The 22,036-nt window shown below is 74.6% G+C and carries 18 protein-coding genes, 1 tRNA gene and 1 pseudogene; 8 read left to right on the top strand and 12 right to left on the bottom strand.

The annotated features are described in order from the left end of the window. Nucleotides 1-2: 2 nt before the first annotated feature. Nucleotides 3-596, top strand: coding sequence for a histidine phosphatase family protein (locus tag ACQP17_RS13060; RefSeq protein WP_433856430.1), 594 nt, complete (start codon nt 3-5; stop codon nt 594-596). Nucleotides 597-671: 75 nt separating this feature from the next. Here the strand turns inward: ACQP17_RS13060 and ACQP17_RS13055 are convergent, their stop codons facing one another. Continuing rightward, nucleotides 672-2,132, bottom strand: a complete 1,461-nt coding sequence (locus tag ACQP17_RS13055; RefSeq protein ID WP_433856429.1) for a tetratricopeptide repeat protein — start codon at nt 2,130-2,132, stop codon at nt 672-674. A gap of 224 nt (nt 2,133-2,356) precedes the next feature. Between ACQP17_RS13055 and ACQP17_RS13050 the strand changes: the two genes are divergently transcribed. Next, on the top strand, nt 2,357-2,845 hold the full coding sequence (locus tag ACQP17_RS13050) for a hypothetical protein (protein WP_433856428.1): 489 nt from the start codon (nt 2,357-2,359) through the stop codon (nt 2,843-2,845). Nucleotides 2,846-2,987: 142 nt separating this feature from the next. On the opposite strand, the gene ACQP17_RS13045 is transcribed toward ACQP17_RS13050, so the two are convergent. From ACQP17_RS13045 to ACQP17_RS13025, 5 genes are all read right to left on the bottom strand, one after another. Next, a complete protein-coding gene (locus tag ACQP17_RS13045) occupies nt 2,988-4,241 on the bottom strand; it encodes an NAD(P)-binding domain-containing protein (protein ID WP_433856427.1) in 1,254 nt (417 codons plus the stop codon). 84 nt (nt 4,242-4,325) lie between these two features. Then, nucleotides 4,326-5,495, bottom strand: coding sequence for an ATP-grasp domain-containing protein (locus ACQP17_RS13040; RefSeq protein ID WP_433856426.1), 1,170 nt, complete (start codon nt 5,493-5,495; stop codon nt 4,326-4,328). A 96-nt stretch (nt 5,496-5,591) separates the two neighbouring features. Then, on the bottom strand, nt 5,592-6,866 hold the full coding sequence (locus tag ACQP17_RS13035) for a glycosyltransferase (RefSeq protein WP_433856425.1): 1,275 nt from the start codon (nt 6,864-6,866) through the stop codon (nt 5,592-5,594). A 148-nt stretch (nt 6,867-7,014) separates the two neighbouring features. After that, nucleotides 7,015-8,526, bottom strand: a complete 1,512-nt coding sequence (locus ACQP17_RS13030) for a sugar transferase (RefSeq protein ID WP_433856424.1) — start codon at nt 8,524-8,526, stop codon at nt 7,015-7,017. A 174-nt stretch (nt 8,527-8,700) separates the two neighbouring features. After that, nucleotides 8,701-9,609: a hypothetical protein gene (locus ACQP17_RS13025; protein ID WP_433856423.1), complete on the bottom strand. Its 909-nt coding sequence runs from the start codon at nt 9,607-9,609 to the stop codon at nt 8,701-8,703. 243 nt (nt 9,610-9,852) lie between these two features. On the opposite strand from ACQP17_RS13025, the gene ACQP17_RS13020 reads away from it, so the two are divergent. Continuing rightward, nucleotides 9,853-10,203: a chaplin gene (locus ACQP17_RS13020; protein WP_364988517.1), complete on the top strand. Its 351-nt coding sequence runs from the start codon at nt 9,853-9,855 to the stop codon at nt 10,201-10,203. Between the two features lie 193 nt (nt 10,204-10,396). Beyond that, nucleotides 10,397-11,257, top strand: coding sequence for a spermidine synthase (locus ACQP17_RS13015; protein ID WP_433856422.1), 861 nt, complete (start codon nt 10,397-10,399; stop codon nt 11,255-11,257). 91 nt (nt 11,258-11,348) lie between these two features. On the opposite strand, the gene ACQP17_RS13010 is transcribed toward ACQP17_RS13015, so the two are convergent. Further along, entirely contained in the window at nt 11,349-11,897 is a 549-nt protein-coding gene (locus ACQP17_RS13010; protein ID WP_433856421.1) for a hypothetical protein, read from the bottom strand. 120 nt (nt 11,898-12,017) lie between these two features. On the opposite strand from ACQP17_RS13010, the gene ACQP17_RS13005 reads away from it, so the two are divergent. The 3 genes and pseudogenes from ACQP17_RS13005 to ACQP17_RS12995 form a co-directional block, all read left to right on the top strand. Then, nucleotides 12,018-12,710 carry a response regulator transcription factor gene (locus tag ACQP17_RS13005; protein ID WP_364879150.1) on the top strand — a complete coding sequence of 231 codons (693 nt, stop codon included), beginning with the start codon at nt 12,018-12,020 and terminating at the stop codon, nt 12,708-12,710. After that, nucleotides 12,707-14,107 (top strand): sensor histidine kinase, encoded by a 1,401-nt coding sequence (locus ACQP17_RS13000; protein WP_433856420.1) that lies wholly within the window; start codon nt 12,707-12,709, stop codon nt 14,105-14,107. Before ACQP17_RS13005 ends, ACQP17_RS13000 begins: the two co-directional genes overlap by 4 nt. 334 nt (nt 14,108-14,441) lie before the next feature. Beyond that, nucleotides 14,442-15,338 (top strand): annotated as a pseudogene (locus tag ACQP17_RS12995) (chitinase); the annotation flags it as partial. Between the two features lie 372 nt (nt 15,339-15,710). Here ACQP17_RS12995 and ACQP17_RS12990 read toward each other — a convergent pair. The 3 genes from ACQP17_RS12990 to ACQP17_RS12980 all read right to left on the bottom strand — a co-directional run bounded on the left by ACQP17_RS12990 (nt 15,711) and on the right by ACQP17_RS12980 (nt 17,858). Beyond that, nucleotides 15,711-15,786: transfer RNA gene (locus ACQP17_RS12990), tRNA-His, on the bottom strand. Nucleotides 15,787-15,945: 159 nt separating this feature from the next. Continuing rightward, nucleotides 15,946-16,566, bottom strand: coding sequence for an oligoribonuclease (orn, locus tag ACQP17_RS12985; RefSeq protein ID WP_249635392.1), 621 nt, complete (start codon nt 16,564-16,566; stop codon nt 15,946-15,948). A gap of 5 nt (nt 16,567-16,571) precedes the next feature. After that, entirely contained in the window at nt 16,572-17,858 is a 1,287-nt protein-coding gene (locus ACQP17_RS12980; protein ID WP_433856419.1) for a helix-turn-helix domain-containing protein, read from the bottom strand. A 1,021-nt stretch (nt 17,859-18,879) separates the two neighbouring features. On the opposite strand from ACQP17_RS12980, the gene ACQP17_RS12975 reads away from it, so the two are divergent. Then, on the top strand, nt 18,880-19,401 hold the full coding sequence (locus tag ACQP17_RS12975) for a universal stress protein (protein WP_364879142.1): 522 nt from the start codon (nt 18,880-18,882) through the stop codon (nt 19,399-19,401). 425 nt (nt 19,402-19,826) lie between these two features. Here ACQP17_RS12975 and glmS read toward each other — a convergent pair whose 3' ends face one another. After that, nucleotides 19,827-21,656 (bottom strand): glutamine--fructose-6-phosphate transaminase (isomerizing), encoded by a 1,830-nt coding sequence (gene glmS / locus ACQP17_RS12970; protein ID WP_433856418.1) that lies wholly within the window; start codon nt 21,654-21,656, stop codon nt 19,827-19,829. A gap of 61 nt (nt 21,657-21,717) precedes the next feature. Next, the gene (locus ACQP17_RS12965; protein ID WP_364879138.1) at nt 21,718-22,008 is read right to left on the bottom strand and encodes a hypothetical protein; all 291 of its coding nucleotides are present in this window, start codon (nt 22,006-22,008) and stop codon (nt 21,718-21,720) included. Nucleotides 22,009-22,036 lie beyond the last annotated feature (28 nt).

Here is a 22,036-nt window from a genome sequence, read left to right as displayed (position 1 = left end):
CGATGGCAGCGCGCATCCACCTGGCCCGGCACGGACAGACCGAGTGGTCCCTGTCCGGCAGGCACACCGGCCGCACCGACGTCCCGCTGCTGGACGAGGGCCGGCGCGGCGCCGGGCTGCTGGGCGAGCGGCTGCAGCGCGCCCCCTGGAACGGCCTGCCGGGCGTCGAGGTCCGCACCAGCCCCCTGGTGCGCGCCAAGGAGACCTGTGAGCTGGCCGGCTTCGGCGACCGGGCGCAGCCGTGGGACGCCCTGATGGAGATCGACTACGGCGCGTACGAGGGCCTGACCCCCGACGAGATCAAGGCCGGGCGGCCGGACTGGCTGATCTGGCGCGACGGGGTGCCGCAGGGGGAGACGCTCGCCGCGGTCGCCGCCCGAGCGGACGAGGTCATCGACTGGGCGCGGTCCGCGGAACGCGATGTGCTGGTCTTCGCGCACGGCCACATCCTGCGTGCCCTGGGCGCCCGTTGGCTGGGCCTGGATATCTCCTTCGGCGCCCGGATCCGCCTGGAGCCGACGTCCCTGTCGGTGCTCGGCTGGGCCTACGGCGAGCCGGCGATCGAGCGCTGGAACGACACCGGCCACCTCGGCTGACCAGCCGGCGGCGCCGGGCCCGCCCGGGGGCGGACAGGACGTCAGCGACGCCCCGCCCGCCGCCCGCGCGGCCGTTCAGCCGCCGGCCCCCGCACCCGGCACGCCGCCGCCCGCCGCGGAATCGGCCGCCGCGGAGGCCGCGTGCCGCGCCAGGAAGTCGTCGACCGCCCCCCGGTCACGGTGCGCCCGCAGCCGCCGGGCGGTGCCGTCGAGCATCGCGCGGATACGGGCCGAGCGGACCTGCTTCAGCAGCGTCAGCACCCGCACCCCGGCCGCGGCGGACTCCTCGTGCGCCCCGCCGGCCGCGAGGTTGCCCGCCAGCTCCGCGGTGAACAGGGCGATGTTGCGGGTGAAGTGCGGGTCCTGCAGCGCCACCGCACGGCGGGCGTGGTCCGCCGCGCGCTCCGCATCCCCCAGCGCCGACCAGCACTGCGCCTCCAGGCCCGCCAGCTCGGCCTCGCCGTAGAAGGTCATCCACTCCGGGTCGCCGTCCCGCGGCCCGCTCGCGAACAGCAGCTCGGCCCGGGCCAGCGCCTGTTCGCAGCCGGAGCGGTCGGCGAGCCCGGCCCAGCCGCCCGCCTCCCGCAGCGCCAACAGCGACAGCAGCCGCGGTGAGGCCAGGTGCTTGGCGGCCTGCTGCGCGGCCTGCGCGGCGCGCACCGCCTCGCGCGGGCGCCCGGCGTCGCGGGCGAGAAAGGCCGTGTTGCAAAAGGCGTGTGCCTCCAGGGCGGCGTCGCCGCAGACCCGCGCGGTGGCCAGGGCCTCCGCGTAGTGCGAGCGGGCGTCGTCGAAGCGGCCCGAGTCGTGCGCCAGCCAGCCGACGGTGATGGCGAGTTCGCCCGCCCCGGCGTGCAGCCGGTCGGACACCGAGCGGCGCTGCACATCCGCGTCCAGCAGCTCGTAGGCGGCGCGCAGCGGCTGGGCGGCGCGGCGGTAGATGCCCTCGGCGCCGTGCCGGTCGTCCAGCAGCCGGATGTGCCGGACCGCCTCCTCGACGGCGGCGGCCTCGGCGGCGCCGGCCCGGGCGACGGACGGTCTCCGGGGCCCCGGCACCGGGGCGGACACGGCGGCGGCAGCGGCCTCGACGGGATGCAGGGCGGCGAAGCCCAGGGCTGCCGCCGGGCCGCCGGTGATGAACGCGCGACGCAGCACGTCGCTCTCCTCGCAGATCTGGATACGGGTATCGCGGTGGTCGGGGTCGGGTGCCAGGGGCGCGGCGCCGGCCGCTGTGGCACGCGCCCCCCGTCCGCGTACCGCCTCGCGCGCCGCGAACCCCATGTCGGGCAGCGTCAGCCCGGGGAACATGTGCCGGAAGACCCGCTCGTAGGCGTAGTTCGGACACCGGATTTCCCCGGACTCGACGCGCCCCACATAGCGGGCGTCGCACGAGACCTGCTCGCCGATCTCACGGGCGGACCGTCGGACCGCCGCCGCGAACTCGCCCGGTGACAGCCGGCCGCGCAGCTGTCGGAAGGCGAGATTCGGGCGGGCGGGTACGGTGCGGGACGACGCTGATCGTGCTTCTGGCGACGCCATGGCGGACCCTCTCCGTGCCCTCTCCGTGCCATCCTGCGGCGTTGCCGCCTCCTGGCGGTGCGGCGGGACGACCGTACCGGCTGTGATGGCTTCGATACGCACAGTTTGGCCGCAAATCGGATATCTCACGCGCGATCTGCCATGAACTGCCATCCTTTGCAGCGTTACGCCGCCGTAGCTGTTGACACGTCCGGACGTTGAACCCGGTGTAAAGGGCGCACCGCGTGCAGGAGGAGGGGTTCTCCGTGTGGGAGACCGGCGTGAGCAGGGGCGGCAACGGGTCCGCGGGCCAGGCCGGCGGCCGGCGGGGGCAGGTCGTCACGGGCGGCGCGCCGCCCGCAGCGGAGCGGCAGTGTGACCTCGTCACGGTGCCGGTCCGGCAGGGACTGGAGGCCGTGGACATCCTCCGGCTGCGGGACGGCGTCGGCCCGGTGCTGCACGACGGCGCCTGCGACACCCTCGGCTTCCTGGTCCCGGCGGGCACCGCCGCGGCCTGGGACGTCCCCGGCAGCGCCTGTACGCAGACCTCCGGACGGGGCATCAACCTGGCCGCGCTGTGCGGCGAGGGGACCCCGGCGGAGCCGCCGGCGACCGGCGCCGGCTGGCTGGTGCCCCCGGAGGGCGCCGGCGCCGACGCCACCGACCCGGCCGTGCTGCGCGAGGCGCTCGGCGAGGCCGCCCGCACGATCGAGGCCGTCGACCGCTGCCAGTAGCGGCGCCCGGGCCGGACGCCCCGCCGGTGCGCGGGCGGCGGCCGGCCCGGTGGACGCCCCGGTGGGGAAGCAAACGGAAGGGGCCGCCCGGCGGGTGCCGGGCGGCCCTCGTGCGTTCCGGGTGCCGGGGTGGGAACGGCGCTCAGTTGGCGGCGGGTTCGCTGTCCCGGGCCGGGCGCGGGATGGTGGTGCCGCGGCGCCGCTCGCCGAGCCGGCGCTGCACGCCGCGCACCAGCCGCGTCGCGGTGAAGCCCGCGCCGGACACGAAGCGCATCGACGGGCCGAACGAGGGCGTCGTGAGCAGCCCCGCGAAGAACAGCCCGGGCCAGGACGATTCGAAGCCGGCGCTCAGCTCGGGCGCGCGGCTGCCGCCCACCGTCCACAGCGCGGTGCGCACCTGGGGCGGGAGCATCCGCAGCCGCCCCAGGTCCGGGGTGAATCCGGTGGCCGCGACCACGTGGTGGGTCTCCAGCGTCTCGGTGCCGCCCTCCGTGTGGGTCAGGTGGAGTCGCACCCCGTCCTCGCGGGCGGTCGCGGCCCGGATCCGGTGGCCGGGCAGCACCGGCACCAGCGGCTCGAAGCGCTCGCGCAGCCACCAGGCGCCGGCCGGGCCCAGGGCGCGCTCCGCGATCCGCAGCCGGGTCGCCGCGGGCAGCCGCCGCACCGCCCACGGCAGTTGGGACCACACCCGGTTCGGCCAGCCGGTGCCCAGCGCGGAGTGCGGATCGCGCAGCGCCCGCAGCCGGCCGCGGTCGAGCGGCTGCGGCGGGGCGTGCCAGCGCAGCCGGTCGGCGCGGGCCACGATGCGGGGCCGGGCGCCCTGTTCGGCCAGCAGGGTCGCGGTCTCCAGCGCGCTCTGGCCGGAGCCGACGACGGTGACGTCCCGGTCGGCGAAGCGGCGCAGATCGCGGTGGTCGCTGCTGTGGGAGGCCAGCTCAGCGGGCAGATCGAGCAGCGGCCAGGGGCGGTTGACGAACGGCAGCAGGCCGACGGCGAGGGCCACGGTGCGCGTCGCGATCCGCTCGCCGGTGTCCGTCTCGACGTGGAAGCCCTCGCCGTCCGGGCGCACGGCGGTGACGGTGACCTCGTCGACCTGCGGCACGGCCTGCCGGCCGAACCAGTCGCCGTACGCGGTGAAGGTGTCGAGGGGCAGCGGGACGCCGTGTTCGGCGGTCAGGTCGTGGGCGGCGCAGTAGTCGGCGAGGGTGTGGGCGCCCGCCGGGGCGGAGAGATCGGACGCCCAGGGTTCGGACGTGAGGAACATGCCGTCGGGCATGTGGTCGCGCCAGGTGGCCATCGGCCGGCCCAGGACCCGCAGCCGCAGTCCGGCCGCCGCCGCGTGTGCGGCGATCGAGAGTCCGTAGGGGCCGGCGCCCACCACCACGAGGTCGTACATGGAAGGTCCCTGCTCTTTCTCTTGGTGCGGTGTGGAGGACTCCGGGCCGGCGGGCCCGGCACAGGTCGTCGGGTGCCGCGCTGCTCACGGCCGGGGAGGCGGTCCCGGCGCCGGTGCGGGAGGCACCCCGCGCGGCGTTCCGTGCGGCGCCGCGAAGGGGCGCGCGGGCGGCGGGGGCGTGCGCGCGGCGGCGTCGAGGGGTGCGGGGCAGCCGCGGGAGGTGTCCGGGCGGGGGCGCGGCCCGGGGGTACCGGGGACGGGCGGCACGATGCGGCCGGTCAGGTCCAGGTGCAGCGCCCGGACGGCGTCGAGCCCCGAGGACGGGTCGGTGAAGAGCCGGAACCGGGCGCCGGGCCCCACACCGGCGCCGAGCAGGTGGTGGCGGCCGTCCGCGTCCCGGCGGAAGTCCAGGTCGAGCAGGCCGCGGTGGCCCAGGTGCCCGGCCAGCCGCAGCGCGGCCGATTCGACCTCCGGATGGGCCAGCCGGCTGCCGGCGGTGGCCGGTCCGGTCCAGGGGCGGCCGCGTCCCGTCCGACCCGAGCCGCCGATCAGACAGCGGCCGCCGCGGGCGAAGCAGCCGTGGAAGAACCGGTCGGTGTCCCTTCCGGCGGGCAGCGGACGCCGCAACAGCAGGCCGCCGCCGGCGCGTTCGGCCCGCTCGTACAGCCGGCGGGCGTCGTCGGGGGTGTGCACCACGGTGCTGCCGGGCAGTCCGGCCGGCGGGGGCCGCAGCCACGGGTGGCGCCACAGGGCGACCAGTGGCAGCCCGAGTCCGGCCGCCGCCTCGGCGGCCTGCCGTGGACCGGTGGGGACGGCGGTCGCCGGGTGCGGCAGGCCCAGCTCCCGGCACAGCAGGGCGAGTTCGGCCGGGTCGGTGAGGCGCCCGGGCGGGCCGGGCAGCAGATAGCGGCCCAGCAGCCGGCCGGCGAGAGGGGCCGCGGCGAGGGCGGCCGGGGCGTCCACGGGCAGCAGCACGGCGGGTCGGCCGAGGCCCTCGGAGAGGTCACGCAGCAGGTCCAGCAGCACGGAGGGCGCCGGCGGCCCGGCCGGGCGGAGGTGCATCCGGTGCAGGTGGCGCGACCGGCCCACCGGGCCTCCCGCGCAGGCGGCCACCGCGTGCACCTCGATCCCCGCCCGGCCCAGGGAGCGGACCACGCCGAGGGCCTCGCGCGGGAGGGGGCCGGGGCCGAGCCGGAGCAGCAGGACGGGCACCCCGGTGTCGAGCGGCGGCACGGCGCGGGGGCCCTCACCCACGACGGCGGCCCGTGGGGCCGGCTCCCCCGGGGGCCCCGGCCCCCGCCGCCCCTTCCTCCCGGTGCCCTTGCTGCACGGACTCGGCCATGGCGGTGCCTATCTGTTCGAGAGCGGGGACGGGGCGGGAGAGCGGGCCGGGTCGGGCAGCGAGACACTCGCGGCCGGGAGCGCCGCCGCCCGGCCCTGCGGCGGGGGCACCGGCACCGGCGCCGTGGGCACCGGGGCCCGCCGCCGGGCCGGTACGGACGCCAGGACCTGCTCGTAGACCGCCGTCAGCGCTTCGGCGCTGCGGGTGATGTCATAGCGCCGCACCACCGGCGGGACCGGCAGCCGGCCCGGCCCCTCGCGCCGCAACTCCCGCAGTGCGGTGGACAGTTCGAGGACCACCGGGCTGAAGTGCCGGGCGCCGGGCGCCTGGTCGGCGGGCAGCTCGTCGACGGCCGGGCAGCTGCCGTGGAGCACGTGCAGGCCGGACGCGAGGGCCTCCACGACGGCCAGCCCGAACGCCTCCGACGGGGAGGGCGAGACGAAGACGTCGACGGCCGAGAGCAGCCCCGGGATGTCGGGCCCGGTGTACCGCGGGCCGTCGGCCTCGGTGTCGACCGCGCCGCCCCGGGTGCCCAGCAGATGGATCCGGTCGCCGGAGCCGAACTGCTCGGCCATCCGCCGCAGCGTCTCCCGCTCCGGCCCCTCGCCCGCGAGCAGCAGATGCACACCCGGCAGCTGGGTCACCGCCCGCACCAGGATGTCGAACCGCTTGCCGGGCACCAGCCGGCCGGCCCCGCCCACCACGAAGGCGTCCAGCGGCAGCCCCAGCCGGGTACGGACCAGGGCCCGGGCGGCCGGATCGAAGGCGAAGCGGTGCGCCTCGATCCCGTTGGGCACCACATGGATGCGCTGCTCCGGTACGCCCCAGCGGCGCAGCCGGGCGGCGACGGTGTCCGAGACCGCGACCGTCGCCGCCCCCAGCCGCTCGGTGGCCCGGTAGAGCGTCCGCACGCCGCGGGTCAGCCGGCGGCCCTCGATGACCGCGTCGCCCAGGGAGTGTTCGGTGGCGACCACGGCCCGGACGCCGGCCATCCGGGCGGCGATCCGGCCGTAGACGCAGGCCCGGTAGAGATGGGTGTGCACCAGGTCGTAGCCGCCGTCGCGGATCAGCCGGGCGAGGCGGGGGAGCGCGGTCAGATCCCGCTCGCCGGTCATCCCGAGGTGGGTGACGCGGGTGCCGTCGGCCTCGATGCCCTCGGCGACCGGCCCCGGGCCGGTCAGGGTGACGACCTCGCAGTGCGCGGGCAGCCGGCGCAGCAGCAGCCGCAACTGCTGTTCCGCGCCGCCCACGTCGAGGCCTGTGATCACATGCAGAACCTTCACCGGATGCCTCCAGGGATAGCGGCCGGGGTGGTGGTCCGGCCGGGGGCCGCCGGGCCGGCCGGCCCGGCCGCGGGCAGTGCCCGTCGGCACGGCGAATGCGGGGCGCGCGGAGGGTGCGCCCGCCAGGGGGTGTCCGCGGCCGCGGCGCTCATCGGCCCTCCCGCCGCGGCAGCCGGGCCAGGGCCCGCAGCCCGATCCGGAGGTCCTGCCCCCACGACCAGGTGTCGATGTAGAGGTTGTCGAAGCGGGCCCGGTCCGCCACGGGGGAGCCGCCGCGCAGCCCGTGCACCTGCGCCAGCCCGGTCAGGCCCGGCGCCATCCGGTGCCGGGCGCCGTACTCCGGGCAGCTCCGGATGCACCGCTCGACGGCCGCGGGGCGCTCCGGGGACGGCCCGACCAGGCTCAGTTCGCCGCGCAGCACGTTCCACCACCGGGGCAGCCCCGCCGCCCCGGTGCGCCGCAGCAGCCGGCCGACGCGGCTCGGGTGGCCGCAGTCCGCCCCGTCGCCGCCCTCGGGCCCCTCGGCCCCGTCGTTCCCGTCGTACGGCGCGCACGGGCGCACGGTGCGGAACGTCAGCAGCAGGAAGCCGCGGCCGCCCCGGCCGAGGTGCTCCTCCCGGCGGAGCACCCCCGGCCCGTCGGCGAGCCGCGCCGCCAGCGCACAGCACAGCAGCACCGGGGCCGACGCCACCAGTGCCACCGCCGCCAAGGCGAGATCCAGCGCCCGCTTGCCCGGGCCGCCGTGCCGCGGCGGGTCGGTGTCCAGCCGGCGGCAGGCGAAGCCCCACAGATGGCCGTCCGACGGCGGCGGGTGGCCCTCCAGGGTGGCCGCCGCGCCGGCCAGCCAGATCGCCGAGCCCTGGGCGATGAAGCGGCGCAGCAGCGCGGCGGTGTGCGGATCGCGGTGGGGCGGCACCGTGAACACCGCGTCGCGCACGGTGTGACGGATGACGGCCCGGGTGATGTCCTGCGGGGAGGTGAGCCGCGGCGGTCCGGCGTCGCCCGGCGCGTCAGCGGCCCCGGCGGAGCCGGGAGCCCCCGCCGGCACCAGGCCGACCGGACGCATCCCGTACTCGGGCCGGGCCCGCAGCACGGCGGCGAGCTGCCGGGCGGCCGGGTCGGGGCCGACGATCAGCGTGGCGCGCGGGCGGCGCCGGGCGGCGGCCCACCGGGCCCGGTGGACCAGCGCCCGGGCGCCGCAGACCAGCGCGGTGTGCCCCGCCACCGCCCCGGCCAGCACCGCCGGGGGAAGCGCTTGCGCGGGACGGACGGCGGCCAGCACCGCGGCCACCGCGCACCAGCAGACGGCGGTCCGGCCGAGGAGCGCCGGCAGCGCGCCGAGCAGGCTGGGCGCGGGGCCGGGACGGTGGAGGCCGGCCCGGGAGTTCAGCAGCAACACCCCCAGGACCAGGGGGCCGAGGGCGAGCGGCACGGTGCCGGTGCCGAGGACGGGCAGCGCGGCCCCGGCGGTGGCCAGCGCGTCGGCGGCCACCAGCGGGGCGGTGGCCCGGCGCCGTACGCCACGGCCGGGCCGGGGCGGCGGCAGGGTCTCCCGCGCCGGGCCGCGCGGCGGACGGACCGCGGCGCCGGCCGGTGCGGGGGCCGCCGACGGGGGCCGGACCCGGGCGGAGGGGGGCGCGTCCGCGCTGTCCGTCGTCATCGCCCGACCGGCTCCCTGCTCCCGGTGTCCGGCACACCGGGCACCGCCCCGCCGCCGACGGGCCGGGCGGCCTCCGCAGCCACGGGCCGCGCTCGGTACTGGGGGTCTTGCGGCAGCACGCACTGCTCCCTGATGAGCGAGCCGACAGAACTCTCTGCGGGAATTGCCGGGCGCTCAGTGCCGGGTATCGGCCCGGACGAAGAGCGCCCCGCGCGGATATCCCGGGTGGCGAGTGGGGAAACGGAATGTGAGCCAACCGGCGCAGGGCCGCGGTGCGGCGGTGATGCCGAATACCTCGGAATCACCGCCGGGGGTGGCCGGGTAAGCGGTCCGCCGCGCCGCCGTCCGGCCGGAAGCGGTGCCGGCCGGAGCCATCACCGCGTGCGCCGGATGGGTCAAATGCTGCGCCTTCAGCGGACGGCGGCGGCCGGGCCGGACGGTGCGTGCGTCATTTCCACGGCCCCGGAAGCCGTCATGTGCGACCACGCCGGCGCGGCCGGGTGAATTCACCGTGCGGTGCGGCCCGCCGATCCGGACAATAAACATCCGGCGGTCCGCTTCCCACGAATGGAGTCCGTTTCGCACCGTGATTCCGCGCAGCGGATCCCGCTTGTTCCCGTATGCGGTCGCCGGCTTCCGGCCGCCCCATGTACCGGCCGTGGAAAGGCTTTTGGCGTGTGGGAACCGCGTCACCGTGCGGGCGCCCGGACCGCTGGTGCGCACCGGCCCGCCGGCCTGCGCGGACGCCTGGAATCCGTCGGCCACCGCCCTGCCGCGATGCCGGGCCGCAGAGGTATCGGCGCAGGCCACCCGGTACCGGCCGCAGACGGGAAGGCGCCGGGTCGCGCGGCCGGCGCCGTCGGGGCGGGCGCCGGGGACCACGTCCTGGCGGGCCACGGCGCACCGGCCCGCCCCGCGGCCGATACCGCCGTGCCGGAGAACGGGAAAGCGCCCGGCGAAGGGAATGCGCGTGGATTTCCCGGGGGTCGGTGCGGCGGCCGCCGAGGACATTGCGGCCGGCAAAGCCAAGGAAGCCGGTGCGCATACGACGCCGCGCCCGGTGCGGTCCATCGACTTCCGCATGTCTTCCTCTCCGACTTCAATCAGTCAAACAGGAGAGCACTCTGACAGAAATCATCCCGGAATCCATGGCAGGCACGCCGGATCCGGATCAGCGTTCCCGAACAGTGGAATACCGGACTTCGGCGGATGCCTCGTTTATGCCATAAGGGCTAATGATTTCCCGGAAGAGGGAACGCCCGCATCTCTGACTCATTTCGCTCGTTGTGACCGGTTGCCCCATTCACGAACTGAAAGGAGAATGGGATGAAGCGGTTTGTTACGACCGCCGCGCTGGCCTCCGCCAGCTGCGCCATTGTGCTCAGCGGCGCCGGCATCGCATCTGCCAGCATGGACGGTCACCATGGCTCACATGGCCGCTATGGCCGTGGCGACCACGGTCGTTTCGGTTTCGACAACGGTCGTTTCGGTCGCGGTGGCCGCGGCTTCGGTCGTGGTGGCGCCAACGCCGCCGGGTTTGCCGCGGGCTCCCCGGGCATCCTCAGCGGCAACCTCGTCCAGGTGCCGGTCAGCGTCCCGATCAACGTGTGCGGCAACAGCGTCAACGCACCCGGGTTGCTGAACCCGGCCTTCGGGAACGCCTGCCTGAACAGGTGATCCGCCTGCCGGCCCGCAGATCCATGGGCCGGCGCGGGGCGTGAAGTGAAAGTTGGCGGACCACCTCCGACTCAGGTCGTGGGGTGGTTCGCCACTCTGCTCCCGCAGCCGCCGGAGATGGCCGCGTCACTCGAGACGGGCCCCGTGCCGGCCGGCGGACAGGGCTTTCGGACCACGCGCGATACTGGACCGCATGGCACAGAGCAGGCGCGGGCGCCGCGGCCCGGAGACCGTCACGGAGACGGTGGACGGCGGACTCGCCGAGCTACGGCCCGACCGGGACCGGCCGCGCGCCTGGACGCTGCTGATCGACGGGGCCCCGCAGTCCCATGTGGACCTCGACGACCCGGCGTTTCTCGACTTCTCCTATCAGCGGCGCCTCGGGCATCTGGCGGACCTCGCCGGCCCGGCCGGCAAGCCGCTGCGCGTCGTCCACCTCGGTGGCGGCGCCCTGACGCTGGCCCGCTACATCGCGGCGACCCGCCCGCGATCCACCCAGCAGGTCGTGGAGATCGACGCACCGCTGGTCCAGCTCATACGCCGGCAGCTGCCGTGGGACGGCGGCTGGCGGATCCGGGTGCGCGGCGGCGACGCCCGCGCCGGCCTGGCGAAGATCCCCGACGGCTGGGCGGACCTGGTCATCGCCGACGTCTTCGACGGTGCGCGCACGCCCGCCCACCTGACCAGCACGGAGTTCGTGGCCGAGGTCCGCAGGGCGCTGCGTCCCGGCGGGTTCTACGCGGCGAACCTCACCGACGGGCCGCCGCTGCGGTTCCTGCGCGGCCAGATCGCCACCGTCCGCACGGTCTTCCCCGAGCTGTGCCTGACCGCCGACCCCGCCGTCCTGCGCGGCCGGCGCTTCGGCAACGCCGTCCTGCTGGCCGCCGACGGGGAGCTGCCGGTCGCCGAACTGACCCGGCGGGCGGCCACCGATCCGCAGGCCGGACGGGTCGAACACGGCCGGGCGCTGCTGGACTTCACCGGCGGCGCGGCCCCGGTCACCGACGCCACCGCGCTCGCCTCGCCGGCCCCGCCGTCGGGCGCCTTCGACTGAGCCGGGCGGGGCCGGGGATCCCGGGGCCGATGCCGGGTGGCGAGGGCTGCGGCCAGGCGCCGGGTGCCGCGGGCGCCGGAGCCGTCCGGCGTCACGCCCCGGTGTTGCTGATCTGCACCGTCGGCGGATGCCCGTTCCAGGTGCAGAACACCGAGGTGTGCGAGCTGCCGGAGAAGTCGACCCGGATCCACCCGTCCTGCTTCCACACCTGCATCTGCCAGCCCGGGGCGGGCGTCGCCGACACCAGCTCGGCCGACCGCCCGCTCAGGTCGAAGACCACCCGGCCGCCCGCCGTCGAGTAGCTCTTGATCCGGCTGTCGGAGGACGACGGATAGCTGTCCTGCGGGGAGGCGTCCGGGTGCGGCCCGGAGCCGCCGGTGGCGGAGGGGGACGCCGGACCGGAGGGCGTGACGCCGGTGGGCGACGGGCTGTCCGCCGGCGGGTGGGACGGCTTGGGGCGGTGCGTGGAGGAGACCCGCGGGGAGGCGCCGGCCTCCGGCTGCGCCCCGGACAGGGGCAGCGCGCGCGGCGGGTCGTACGCGGTGCCGGACAGCACGGTGTGCACGCCGAACCACGACAGCGTCACCGCGGCGCCGGTCGCCAGCGTCCAGGCCACCGCGTGCACCAGTCCTCGTCGCATCCGGCTCATACTGCACCACCCGACCCGGGGAACGCAGCCCGCCCGACCAACCGCCGGGCGTTCTGTCACGCTGTCAACACCCGGCGGGGAAGAGGCCCCGAATGGCGTACGGTGCCGCTCATGGCACGTGTGCTCGTGGTCGAGGACGACCAGTTCGTACGCTCGGCGCTGATCCGGCATCTGACCGAGGCCGCCCATACGGTGCGCAGCGTGGGCACCGCTCTGGAGGCGTTGCGCGAGGTGGCCCAGGTCGGCTTCGACGTGGTCATCCTCGACCTCGGTCTGCCCGACCTGGACGGCGGCGAGGCGCTGAAGATGCTGCGCGGAATCACCGATGTGCCCGTGATCATCGCCACAGCCCGGGACGACGAGGCCGAGATCGTCCGGCTGCTCAACGACGGCGCCGACGACTACCTCACCAAGCCGTTCTCCGTCGAGCACCTCTCGGCGCGGATGGCCGCCGTCCTGCGCCGCTCCCGGACCACCGGCCCCGGCGCCGAGCCGCCCTCCCCGGCGATCCGGGTCGGCGGCCTGTGCGTCGACCCGCTGCGCCGCCAGGCCCAACTCGACGGATGCGCGCTCGATCTGACCCGCCGCGAGTTCGACCTGCTGGCCTTCCTCGCCGGGCGCCCCGGTGTCGTCGTCGCCCGCCGGGAACTCCTCGCCGAGGTCTGGCAGCAGTCCTACGGCGACGACCAGACCATCGACGTCCATCTGTCCTGGCTGCGCCGCAAGCTGGGGGAGACCGCGGCGCGCCCCCGCTATCTGCACACCCTGCGGGGCGTCGGCGTGAAGCTGGAGCCGCCGCAGTGAGATGGGCCCTGGTCAAGGTGGCGCTGGCGGTCACCACCATGGTCGTGGTCGCGTTCGCCATCCCCCTCGGCCTCGTCGTCAAGGAACTGGCCCGCGACCGCGCCTATTCCAACGCCGAACGGCAGGCCGCCACCATCGGCCCGGTCCTCGCCATCACCACCGACCGCGCCCAGCTCGCCCGCGCCGTCGCCAGCGCGGAGACCGGGCCCGGCGGCCGGATCGGCGTGCACGTGCCGGCGAGCGGCAAAAAGGGCCGGCCCGCCGAGATCGGCGCCCGGCGCGCGCCGCAGACGGACGTGACGGCCGCGGTGAAGCTCGGCCGGGCCTCCATCTCGCCGGTCCGCGGCGGCTCCGTGCTCCTCCAGCCGACCGCCGTCGCCTCCGGTATCGCCGTCGTCGAGGTCTTCGTGCCCGACGCATCGCTCACCAACGGCGTCACCACCTCCTGGGCGGTGCTGGCCGGCGTCGGCCTGGCGCTGGTCATCGGCTCGGTCGCGGTCGCCGACCGGCTCGGTACCCGCATGGTGCGCCCCGCGGAACGGCTCGCCGGCGCCGCCCGCGACCTCGGCCGGGGCAAGCTCGGCGTGCGGGTCCGCGAGGACGGGCCCAGGGAACTGCGGCTGGCGGCCAGCGCCTTCAACTCCATGGCCGACCAGGTCGTCCAACTCCTGGCCAACGAACGTGAACTGGCCGCCGACCTCTCGCACCGGCTGCGCACCCCGCTGACCGTGCTCCGGCTCAACACCGCCTCGCTCGGCGACACCCCGGCCGCCGAGCAGACCCGGTCCGCCGTCGCCCAGCTGGAGCGGGAGGTCGACCAGATCATCCGCACCGTCCGCGAACAGAAGGCCCAGACCCAACAGACGGCCGCGGGGGCCGGCTGCGACGCCGCCGAGGTGATCCGCGCACGGATGGGCTTTTGGTCCGCGCTCGCCGAGGACGAGGGCCGCACGGTGCGCATCGCCGGCGCCGACCGCCCCGTACGGGTGCCGGTCGCCCGCCCCGAACTCGCCGCCGCCCTGGACGCGATGCTCGGCAACGTCTTCCGGCACACCCCCGAGGGCACCGCCTTCGCGGTCGATGTCCACCACGCGGACGAGGCGGTGATCGTGCTGGTCTCGGACGCCGGTCCCGGGATCGACGACCCGGACCAGGCACTGCGCCGCGGGCACAGCGGCGGCGGGGAGGGCTCCACCGGTCTCGGGCTGGACATCGTGCGCCGGCTGGCCGAGTCCACCGGCGGCGATGTCCGCCTGGGCCGCTCCGTCCTCGGCGGCACCGAGGTGCGGGTCTGGCTGGCGCTGGACGGCCGGCGGGCCCGCCAGGGCGGACGCCGCGGCCACCGGCTGCGCCGCACCCTCGGCGGCCGGCGGCGGTCCACGCGCACCGGCTCCTGACCGGCCCTCCCGCGGGGCATGTGCCCCTGGCTCTTAACCACCCCCTTCCGCTTCCTTAAGGCGGTCATAAGTCCACCAACCTCCGCACCATTACCGACATTTGTCCGTTTCCCTGGCGCTAGCGTGCGGGACGCACCACGGTGCACCCCTCCCCCCTCACGTGACGACAGGCAGGCACGCAATGACTTCCTCGGCACACCGCCGGCGCAAGAGCCGCACCACCAAGCTGATCGTGACCGGCACGGCCGCCGTGATCGCGGCGGGCGGCGCCGTCGCCGTCGCCGGCGGGGCGATGGCAGCCAAGGCCCCGCGAACGGCCGCCCCCACCGCCAAGGCCGCCGCCGGCTTCGCCCCGTACGTCGACACCTCGCTGACCCCCGCCTACGACCTGCCGGGCACCGCGAAGAAGACCGGCGTGAAGGACTACACCCTCGCCTTCGTCACCTCCGGCGGCGGCTGCGACCCCAAGTGGGGCGGCTCCGGGGCGCTCGGCGACGACGCGGTGGCCGAGCAGATACCCGCGCTGCGCAAGGCCGGCGGCGACGTCCGGGTCTCCTTCGGCGGCGCCACCGGCTCCGAACTCGGCCTGGTGTGCACCTCCGCGGACCAGCTGGCCGCCGCGTACGGCAAGGTCATCGACCAGTTCAAGCTCACCAAGGTCGACTTCGACATCGAGGGCGGCGCGCTGCCCGACACGGCCGCCAACACCCGCCGCGCCCAGGCCATCGACCGGCTCCAGAAGAAGCACCCCGGCCTGGACGTCTCCTTCACCCTGCCGGTCATGCCCGAGGGCCTGACCCAGGACGGCGTGAACCTGGTCGCCGACGCCAAGAAGAACGGCGTGCAGGTCTCCGCCGTGAACGTCATGGCGATGGACTACGGCGCCTCCTACAGCGGCGACATGGGCACCTACGCCACCCAGGCCGCCACCGCCACCCAGGGGCAGATCAAGAAGGCGCTCGGGCTGAGCGACGCGGCCGCCTGGAAGACCGTGGCCGTGACCCCGATGATCGGAGTCAACGACGTCCAGCAGGAGGTCTTCCGGCTCGACGACGCCAAGCAGCTGGTGGCGTTCGCCAAGGACAAGCACCTGGGCGGGCTGTCGATGTGGTCCTCGACCCGCGACCAGGCCTGCCCGGGCGGCGCGGCCACCTCGGCGCAGCCGACCTGCAGCTCCATCGAGCAGAAGCCGCTCGACTTCACCAAGGCGTTCGGCGCCTTCACCGGCTGACCCCCACCGGCGGTCCGGGCGCCGGCCCGGACCGCTCGCCCCCGGGCGGGGCGCGGCGGACTCCCCCTACCGCCGCGCCCCGCCCTCGCGTCTTCCCCGGCCCGGCCGCCTCGCCGCCGGGCCCTGCGCACGCCCCCTCCGGGACCACCGGGCCCGCGGGGCCCCGCCGGGCCGGACTTGATCACCGTGCCCGTCCGTGCCCCGCGACGACCTCCCTCGCCGTCCCGCACCGCCTCATGATCACGGACAGGATCGCCGCCCCGACTCCTCCCCGCCCCGGCCCCCGGCCGGCCGATCATTCCCCGGGGGCTCGCCGTGCCCCCTCCCGACAAACGCCAAGGCCCCCGACCTGAGAGGTCGGGGGCCTTGAAGTGGGGTGAGTAACGGGACTTGAACCCGCGACATCCTGGACCACAACCAGGTGCTCTACCGTCTGAGCTATACCCACCATGGCCGGTGCTGTGTGGTTCTTTTTCCCCACCGGCTGAGGAAAAGTGTACAGGGTCTTGAGGGGTGCTCGCGCCCAGGTTTCCCGTGCCGGGACCGAGGGCGTGTCGTGCGGGTCACGGCGGACCCGCAAAGATCCACACGACACGCGCCCCGCGGCTCACTGCGGTGCGGACTCGGGCTCAGCGGGAAGGACGTGCTTGGCGGCGATCGCCTTCGCGGTGTCCGAGTCGGGCCCGGGCTGCGGGACGAAGACCGCCTCGCGGTAGTAACGCAGTTCCGCGATGGATTCGCGGATGTCCGCCAGCGCCCGGTGGTTTCCGTTCTTGTCCGGACTGTTGAAGTACGCCCGCGGGAACCAGCGCCGGGCCAGTTCCTTCACGGACGAGACGTCGACGATCCGGTAGTGCAGGTAGCTCTCCAGCGTCGGCATGTCGCGCAGCAGGAAGCCGCGGTCGGTACCGACGGAGTTGCCGCACAGCGGCGCCTTCCCCGGCTCCGGCACATGCTGCTTGATGTACGCAAGCACCTGCGCCTCGGCCGCCTCCAGCGTGATCCCGCCGTCCAGCTCCTCCAGCAGCCCGGAGGCGGTGTGCATCCGGCGCACCACCTCCGGCATGGTGCCGAGCGACTCGGCAGGGGGGCGGATCACCACATCCACCCCGTCGCCCAGCACATTCAGCTCCGAGTCGGTGACCAGCGCGGCCACCTCGATGAGCGCGTCATTCGCCAGCGAGAGTCCGGTCATCTCGCAGTCGATCCACACCATGCGATCGTTCATACATCTCACCCTACGGGGCGCTCGCGCTGTCCGGGCAGCACGGGGCGTGGCGCTCCCCGCCCGACCGCGGCCTCCGCCAGCCGGGAGGCATAGCCGTCCGGCTGCGCCGTGCCCGATTCGCCCGCTTCCGCGGTGGCCAGGCCGTGGCCCGCCAGCGCGGCGGCGGCGAACCGGTCCGGTCCGCCCGCACCCAGCGCCGCCCGCTCGCGCTCCGGCCGCTCGGCACGGTCGGCCCGCTCCGGCCTGAGCGAGGTTTCGGGTGCCCCGTGCGGCCGGCGTGCGCGGTACGCCGCGCGGTAGGCCGCGGGCGAGGCCCCCAGCTGCCGCCGGAAGTGGCCGCGCAGCGCCACCGGCGAGCGGAAGCCGCAGCGGCCCGCGACCTCGTCCACCGAGTAGTCGGAGGTCTCCAGCAGCCGCTGGGCCTGCAGGACCCGCTGGGTGATCAGCCACTGGAGCGGAGCGCTTCCCGTCAGGGAGCGGAAGCGCCGGTCGAAGGTGCGCCGGCTCATATAGGCGCGCGCGGCGAGCGTCTCCACGTCGAACTGCTCGTGGAGGTGCTCCAGCGCCCAGGCGACGACCTCGGCGAGCGGGTCGGCGCCGATCTCTTCAGGTAATGACCTGTCGAGGTAGCGCTGGTGCCCCATGTCGGACGCGGTCCGGCGGGGCGGCACGACGAGCCGGCGGGCCAGCGCGTTCGCGGCGTCCGCGCCGTGGTCGGTGCGCACGATGTGCAGGCACAGGTCGATGCCGGCGGCCGTTCCCGCGGAGGTGAGCACGTCGCCGTCGTCGACGAAGAGCTCGCGCGGGTCCACATGGACGGACGGATAACGCTTGGCGAGCGTCGGCGCGTACATCCAGTGGGTGGTGGCCGGCCGGCCGTCGAGGAGTCCGGCCGCGGCGAGGACGAACGCCCCCGTGCACAACCCGACGATCCTGGCCCCTTCTTCGTGCGCGCGGCGCAGCGCGTCGAGCGCGGCGGGCGGCGGGGCCTGGGTGATGGAACGCCAGGCCGGTACGACGACCGTCCCGGCACGGGAGATCGCCTCCAGCCCGTAGGGGGCCGACAGTTCGAGCCCCCCGGTCGTGCGCAAAGGCGCATCTTCGCCCGCGCACACAAGTAGCCGGTACCGCGGGACGCCTGCGTCCTGGCGGTCGATGCCGAAGACCGAGAGCGGAATGGAGCTCTCGAAAATGGGGCCGCCGCTGAAGAGGAGCACCGCGACTATTTCGCGGCGTCGTCGGGCGGCGAGCTTGCGTGCGGCATCTGGTACGGCAGCGGAGTCCTGGCTCATGGCACTTAAGCCCCCCTCGGTCGTCTCGCCCTCTCGGTCCTGCACAGTTCCCCCGCCGTCACTACCAAGATCGAATCTACTGTGTTCCGTGAGGATGGAGTGCCAAGTTCACCACCCGCTGGTATGTCGATATGGCAACTTGGCGCGAAGCATTCGATCACGAAGCGTTCCACTCGTCGGGCCTACATGGGAAGTACGCGTCTCGGCTCTGCCCGTTCGCAGTAGGGCACAACCATGCCCAGCGGTCCTTTCCTCCCTGCTCACACCAGGGTTGAGGGGGGCTCGGGGGAAGGTACGGACCTCGGCCGGAAGTTGGCTGAAAACGGTCGCGCGCGTGCTTGCGGCGGCCTCAATTGACCGGCGTACGCCCTCCGGAATGCCGCCCTCCGGCGTGCGCCGAGGGGGCTGGACGCCCCGTTCTGTCCCGGTGTCGTCCGAAGTCGCGCACCCGGACCCGCGCCGCGGTCCGTTCGGATTGCCGCAAGAGTGCGCGACACACGCAGGTCACCGCGCCCAGACCGGCGGCGGCGCCGGCCGCGCCGGTCCAGGAGGCGCCGCTGAGGATCAGTACGAAGGGCACCAGGGCGCAGCTGAAGGCGCCCCAGCGCACCACATCGCTCACCGGGTCGGGTGATCTGTCGGACGGCAACGGCACCGTGTGCTCCCCTCGGACGGGCTGCTGGATACAACGCGGCCGGCGATCATGGGTCACCGTCAGAGGGTACGTACGGGGGCAGGCCGGGGCATTGCCATCCGCGCCACGCTCCGGCATGCTCCGGGGAACGTTCGAGGCCCCACCCGGCTCGCGCGGGCGCTCCGCGTCCCCGGTGCGCTCTGGGCAGCGGGGGAGTGGCGCCGTACTCTTGGGGTATCGGGTTGGGAAGATGATTCCCAGTCGTGTTGTTCCTCTTTGAACTATGGCTCCCGGTCCTCGATCGAGCCAGCTCAGTCAACTGCCGGATCAAGTCAATCGCCGTCCCCGTTCGCCCCTCCGCAAGAGGATGCACTCGCCGAGACATCAATGGCCGGTCACGAAATCCCCGAACCCGCGGACCGCAAGCAGGTCGCCGATCCGATGGCGGACCTCGAAGCGGCGGAACAGACACGCCACTCCTGCGACCCCGCGTTCCGCCACGGCGTCGTCGTGGGCTTCGACGGCTCCATGTCGAGCGAGCGGGCGTTGGCGTATGCAATCGGTATGGCCCGGCGTCTCGGCGCCGGGTTGATCATCGTCCATGTGGCCAACCGGCTGCCGACGACCGTCTGGGCGGGCTGTGAGCCCCCGGTCTTCGTGGATGTGCCGGATCACCGCACCGAGGTCCTCGGCCTGGAGCTGGCCTGCGCCGATCATCTCTCCGAGGTGCCCTGGATCCTCGTGGAGCGCGGCGGCGACATCTGCCACGAGCTGGAGGAGGTCGGCCAGGAGTACGAGGCCGACGCGATCGTGGTCGGCTCCACGCACGGTCTGGTCGGCCGGATCTTCGGCTCGGTCGCCGGACGGCTGGCCCGCCGGGCCCGGCGCCCGGTCATCGTGATCCCCTGACGCGTCCCCGGCGCACTCCCGGCGCTGTCCCGGAGGGCCCCTGACGCGTGCCTGACGCGCCCCCGGAAGCGGGTGCGGCCGCGCTCGCCGGCCGGTCTCATTCTCCCCGACTCCCCTTGGTGTGCTCATAGTTGAGGGTGCGTCACGAGAGACGGTGCAGGCATATTTACCTGGCTCAGCGAGGTGGATTGTGCGCTTGTGACGGGTAGAAAACGGTCACGTGAGCGCGCCGCGAACGGGCCCGGCGGCCGCGCACACGGCAACTGCGCGCCGCCGTCCGGGAGGTGACGGATTCCGGACGGGCGGCATCCTGCCGGCGTATGGGCGACGCCGGCGCAGGGGAGGCGGCGGCTCCGTGCGTCTGGTGGCACGCACGGAGCCGCCGCCTTTTGCGCCTGACCCGGCGCGAGATCCCCGGGGCCGGGCTATTCGACCGTGACGGACTTGGCGAGGTTGCGGGGCTTGTCGATGTCGCGGCCGAGGGCCAGGGCGGTGTGGTAGGCGAGCAGTTGGAGCGGGATGCCCATGAGGATCGGGTCCAGCTCGGGCTCGTTCTTCGGGACGACGATGGTGTGGTCGGCCTTCTCCTGCTCCTGGTGCGCGACGGCCAGGATGCGGCCGCTGCGGGCCTTGATCTCCTCCAGCGCGGCGCGGTTCTTCTCCAGCAGATCGTCGTCGGGCACGATCGCGACGGTCGGCATCGCCGGCTCGATGAGGGCCAGCGGGCCGTGCTTGAGTTCCGAGGCCGGGTAGGCCTCCGCGTGGATGTAGGAGACCTCCTTGAGCTTCAGGGAGGCCTCACGGGCCACGGGGTAGCCGCGCACCCGGCCGATGAACATCATCGACTTGGCGTCCGCGTAGGCCGCCGACAGCTTCTTGATCTCTTCCTCGCCCTTGAGGATCTCGTCGATCTGGCCGGGCAGCTTGCGCAGGCCGTCGATGATCCGCTTGCCGTCCGCGACCGACAGGTCACGGATCCGGCCCAGGTGCAGGGCGAGCAGCGCGAAGGAGACCACCATGTTGGTGAAGCACTTGGTGGAGACCACGCAGACCTCGGGTCCGGCGTGCACGTAGATGCCGCCGTCGGTCTCCCGGGCGATCGCCGAGCCCACCACGTTCACCAGGCCCAGCACCCGCGCGCCCTTGCGCTTGAGCTCCTGGACGGCCGCCAGCACGTCGTAGGTCTCACCGGACTGGGAGACCGCCACGTACAGCGTGTCGGGGTCCACGACCGGGTCGCGGTAGCGGAACTCGGAGGCCGGCTCGGCGTCCGAGGGGATGCGGGCCAGCTCCTCGATCATCTGGGCGCCGATCTGGCCCGCGTGGTACGAGGTGCCGCAGCCCAGGATCTTCACCCGACGCACCCCGCGCGCCTCACGGGCGTCGAGGTTCAGGCCGCCGAGGTGCACGGTGGAGAAGCGGTCGTCGATCCGGCCGCGCAGCGCGCGGTCCACCGCGTCCGCCTGCTCGGAGATCTCCTTGTGCATGTACGTGTCGTGGCCGCCCAGGTCGTAGGACTCGGCCGCGTACTCGACGGTCTCCGGGGCGGACGTGGTCCGCGAGCCCTCGGTGGTGTACGTGCGGTAGTCGTCGGCCTTGAGCGTGGCCATCTCGCCGTCGTCGAGGGTGACGACCTGGCGGGTGTGCGAGACCAGCGCCGCGACGTCCGAGGAGACGAACATCTCGTGCTCGCCGATGCCGAGGACGACCGGGGAGCCGTTGCGGGCGACCACGATGCGGTCGGGGAAGTCGGCGTGCAGCACGGCGATGCCGTAGGTGCCCTCGATGTGCCGCAGCGCCTCGCGGACCCGCTCCTCCAGCTTCTCGGCCGTGGAGCGGCCGATCAGGTGGGCCAGCACCTCGGTGTCCGTCTCGGAGGCGAAGACGACGCCCTCGGCGGTCAGCCGGGCGCGCAGGTCCGCGGCGTTGTCGATGATGCCGTTGTGGACGACGGCCACCTTGCCCTCGGTGTCGAGGTGCGGGTGGGCGTTCTCGTCGGTGGGGGCGCCGTGGGTGGCCCAGCGGGTGTGCGCGATGCCGGTGGAGCCCGCGAAGCGCTTCGGCAGCCGCGACTCCAGCTCCCGCACCCGGCCCTTGGCCTTGGCGGTCTTCAGGCCGCCCGCGGCCTTGCCGGTGCCCTTGGCGTGGATGGCGATGCCCGCCGAGTCGTAGCCGCGGTACTCCAGGCGCTGCAGGCCCTCCAGAAGCAGCGGAGCGACATCACGTTTGCCGATGTAGCCGACGATCCCGCACATACAGTGACCCTCCGAGAAAACGTTGTGACAACAGTGGTGCCCGGCGCCCGTGGCGGGGGCGTCAGCCGTAGACGAGCCGGCGCAGCTGGCGGGCCGAGAGAGCGGGCGGGGCCACGGCGCGGTGCGGCAGCTCGTGGCGGACCCGCTCGAAGATCTCCTCGTTGCGCAGTCCCTGGGACTGCAGCTCCCGGTGGCGGCGGCGGACGAACTCCTCCGTCGACTCGTCGAAGTACGCCAGTACCTCCAGCACCACCCGGGTGGCCTCACCGCGCTGCAGCGGTGTGCTGCGCACCAGGTGGTCCACCAGGTCGTCGTGCGGCGCTTCGGCGCTGCGGTTTCGGCGTTCGGGCATTCGTTGATACTGCGGGGCGGCGCGAGGA

Origin of the sequence: Streptomyces kronopolitis (assembly GCF_050953795.1) — a bacterium.
GTDB classification, from domain to species: domain Bacteria; phylum Actinomycetota; class Actinomycetes; order Streptomycetales; family Streptomycetaceae; genus Streptomyces; species Streptomyces kronopolitis_A.
The sequence above is the reverse complement of the archived record's forward strand: the minus strand, read 5'-3'. Positions and strand labels throughout refer to the sequence as shown.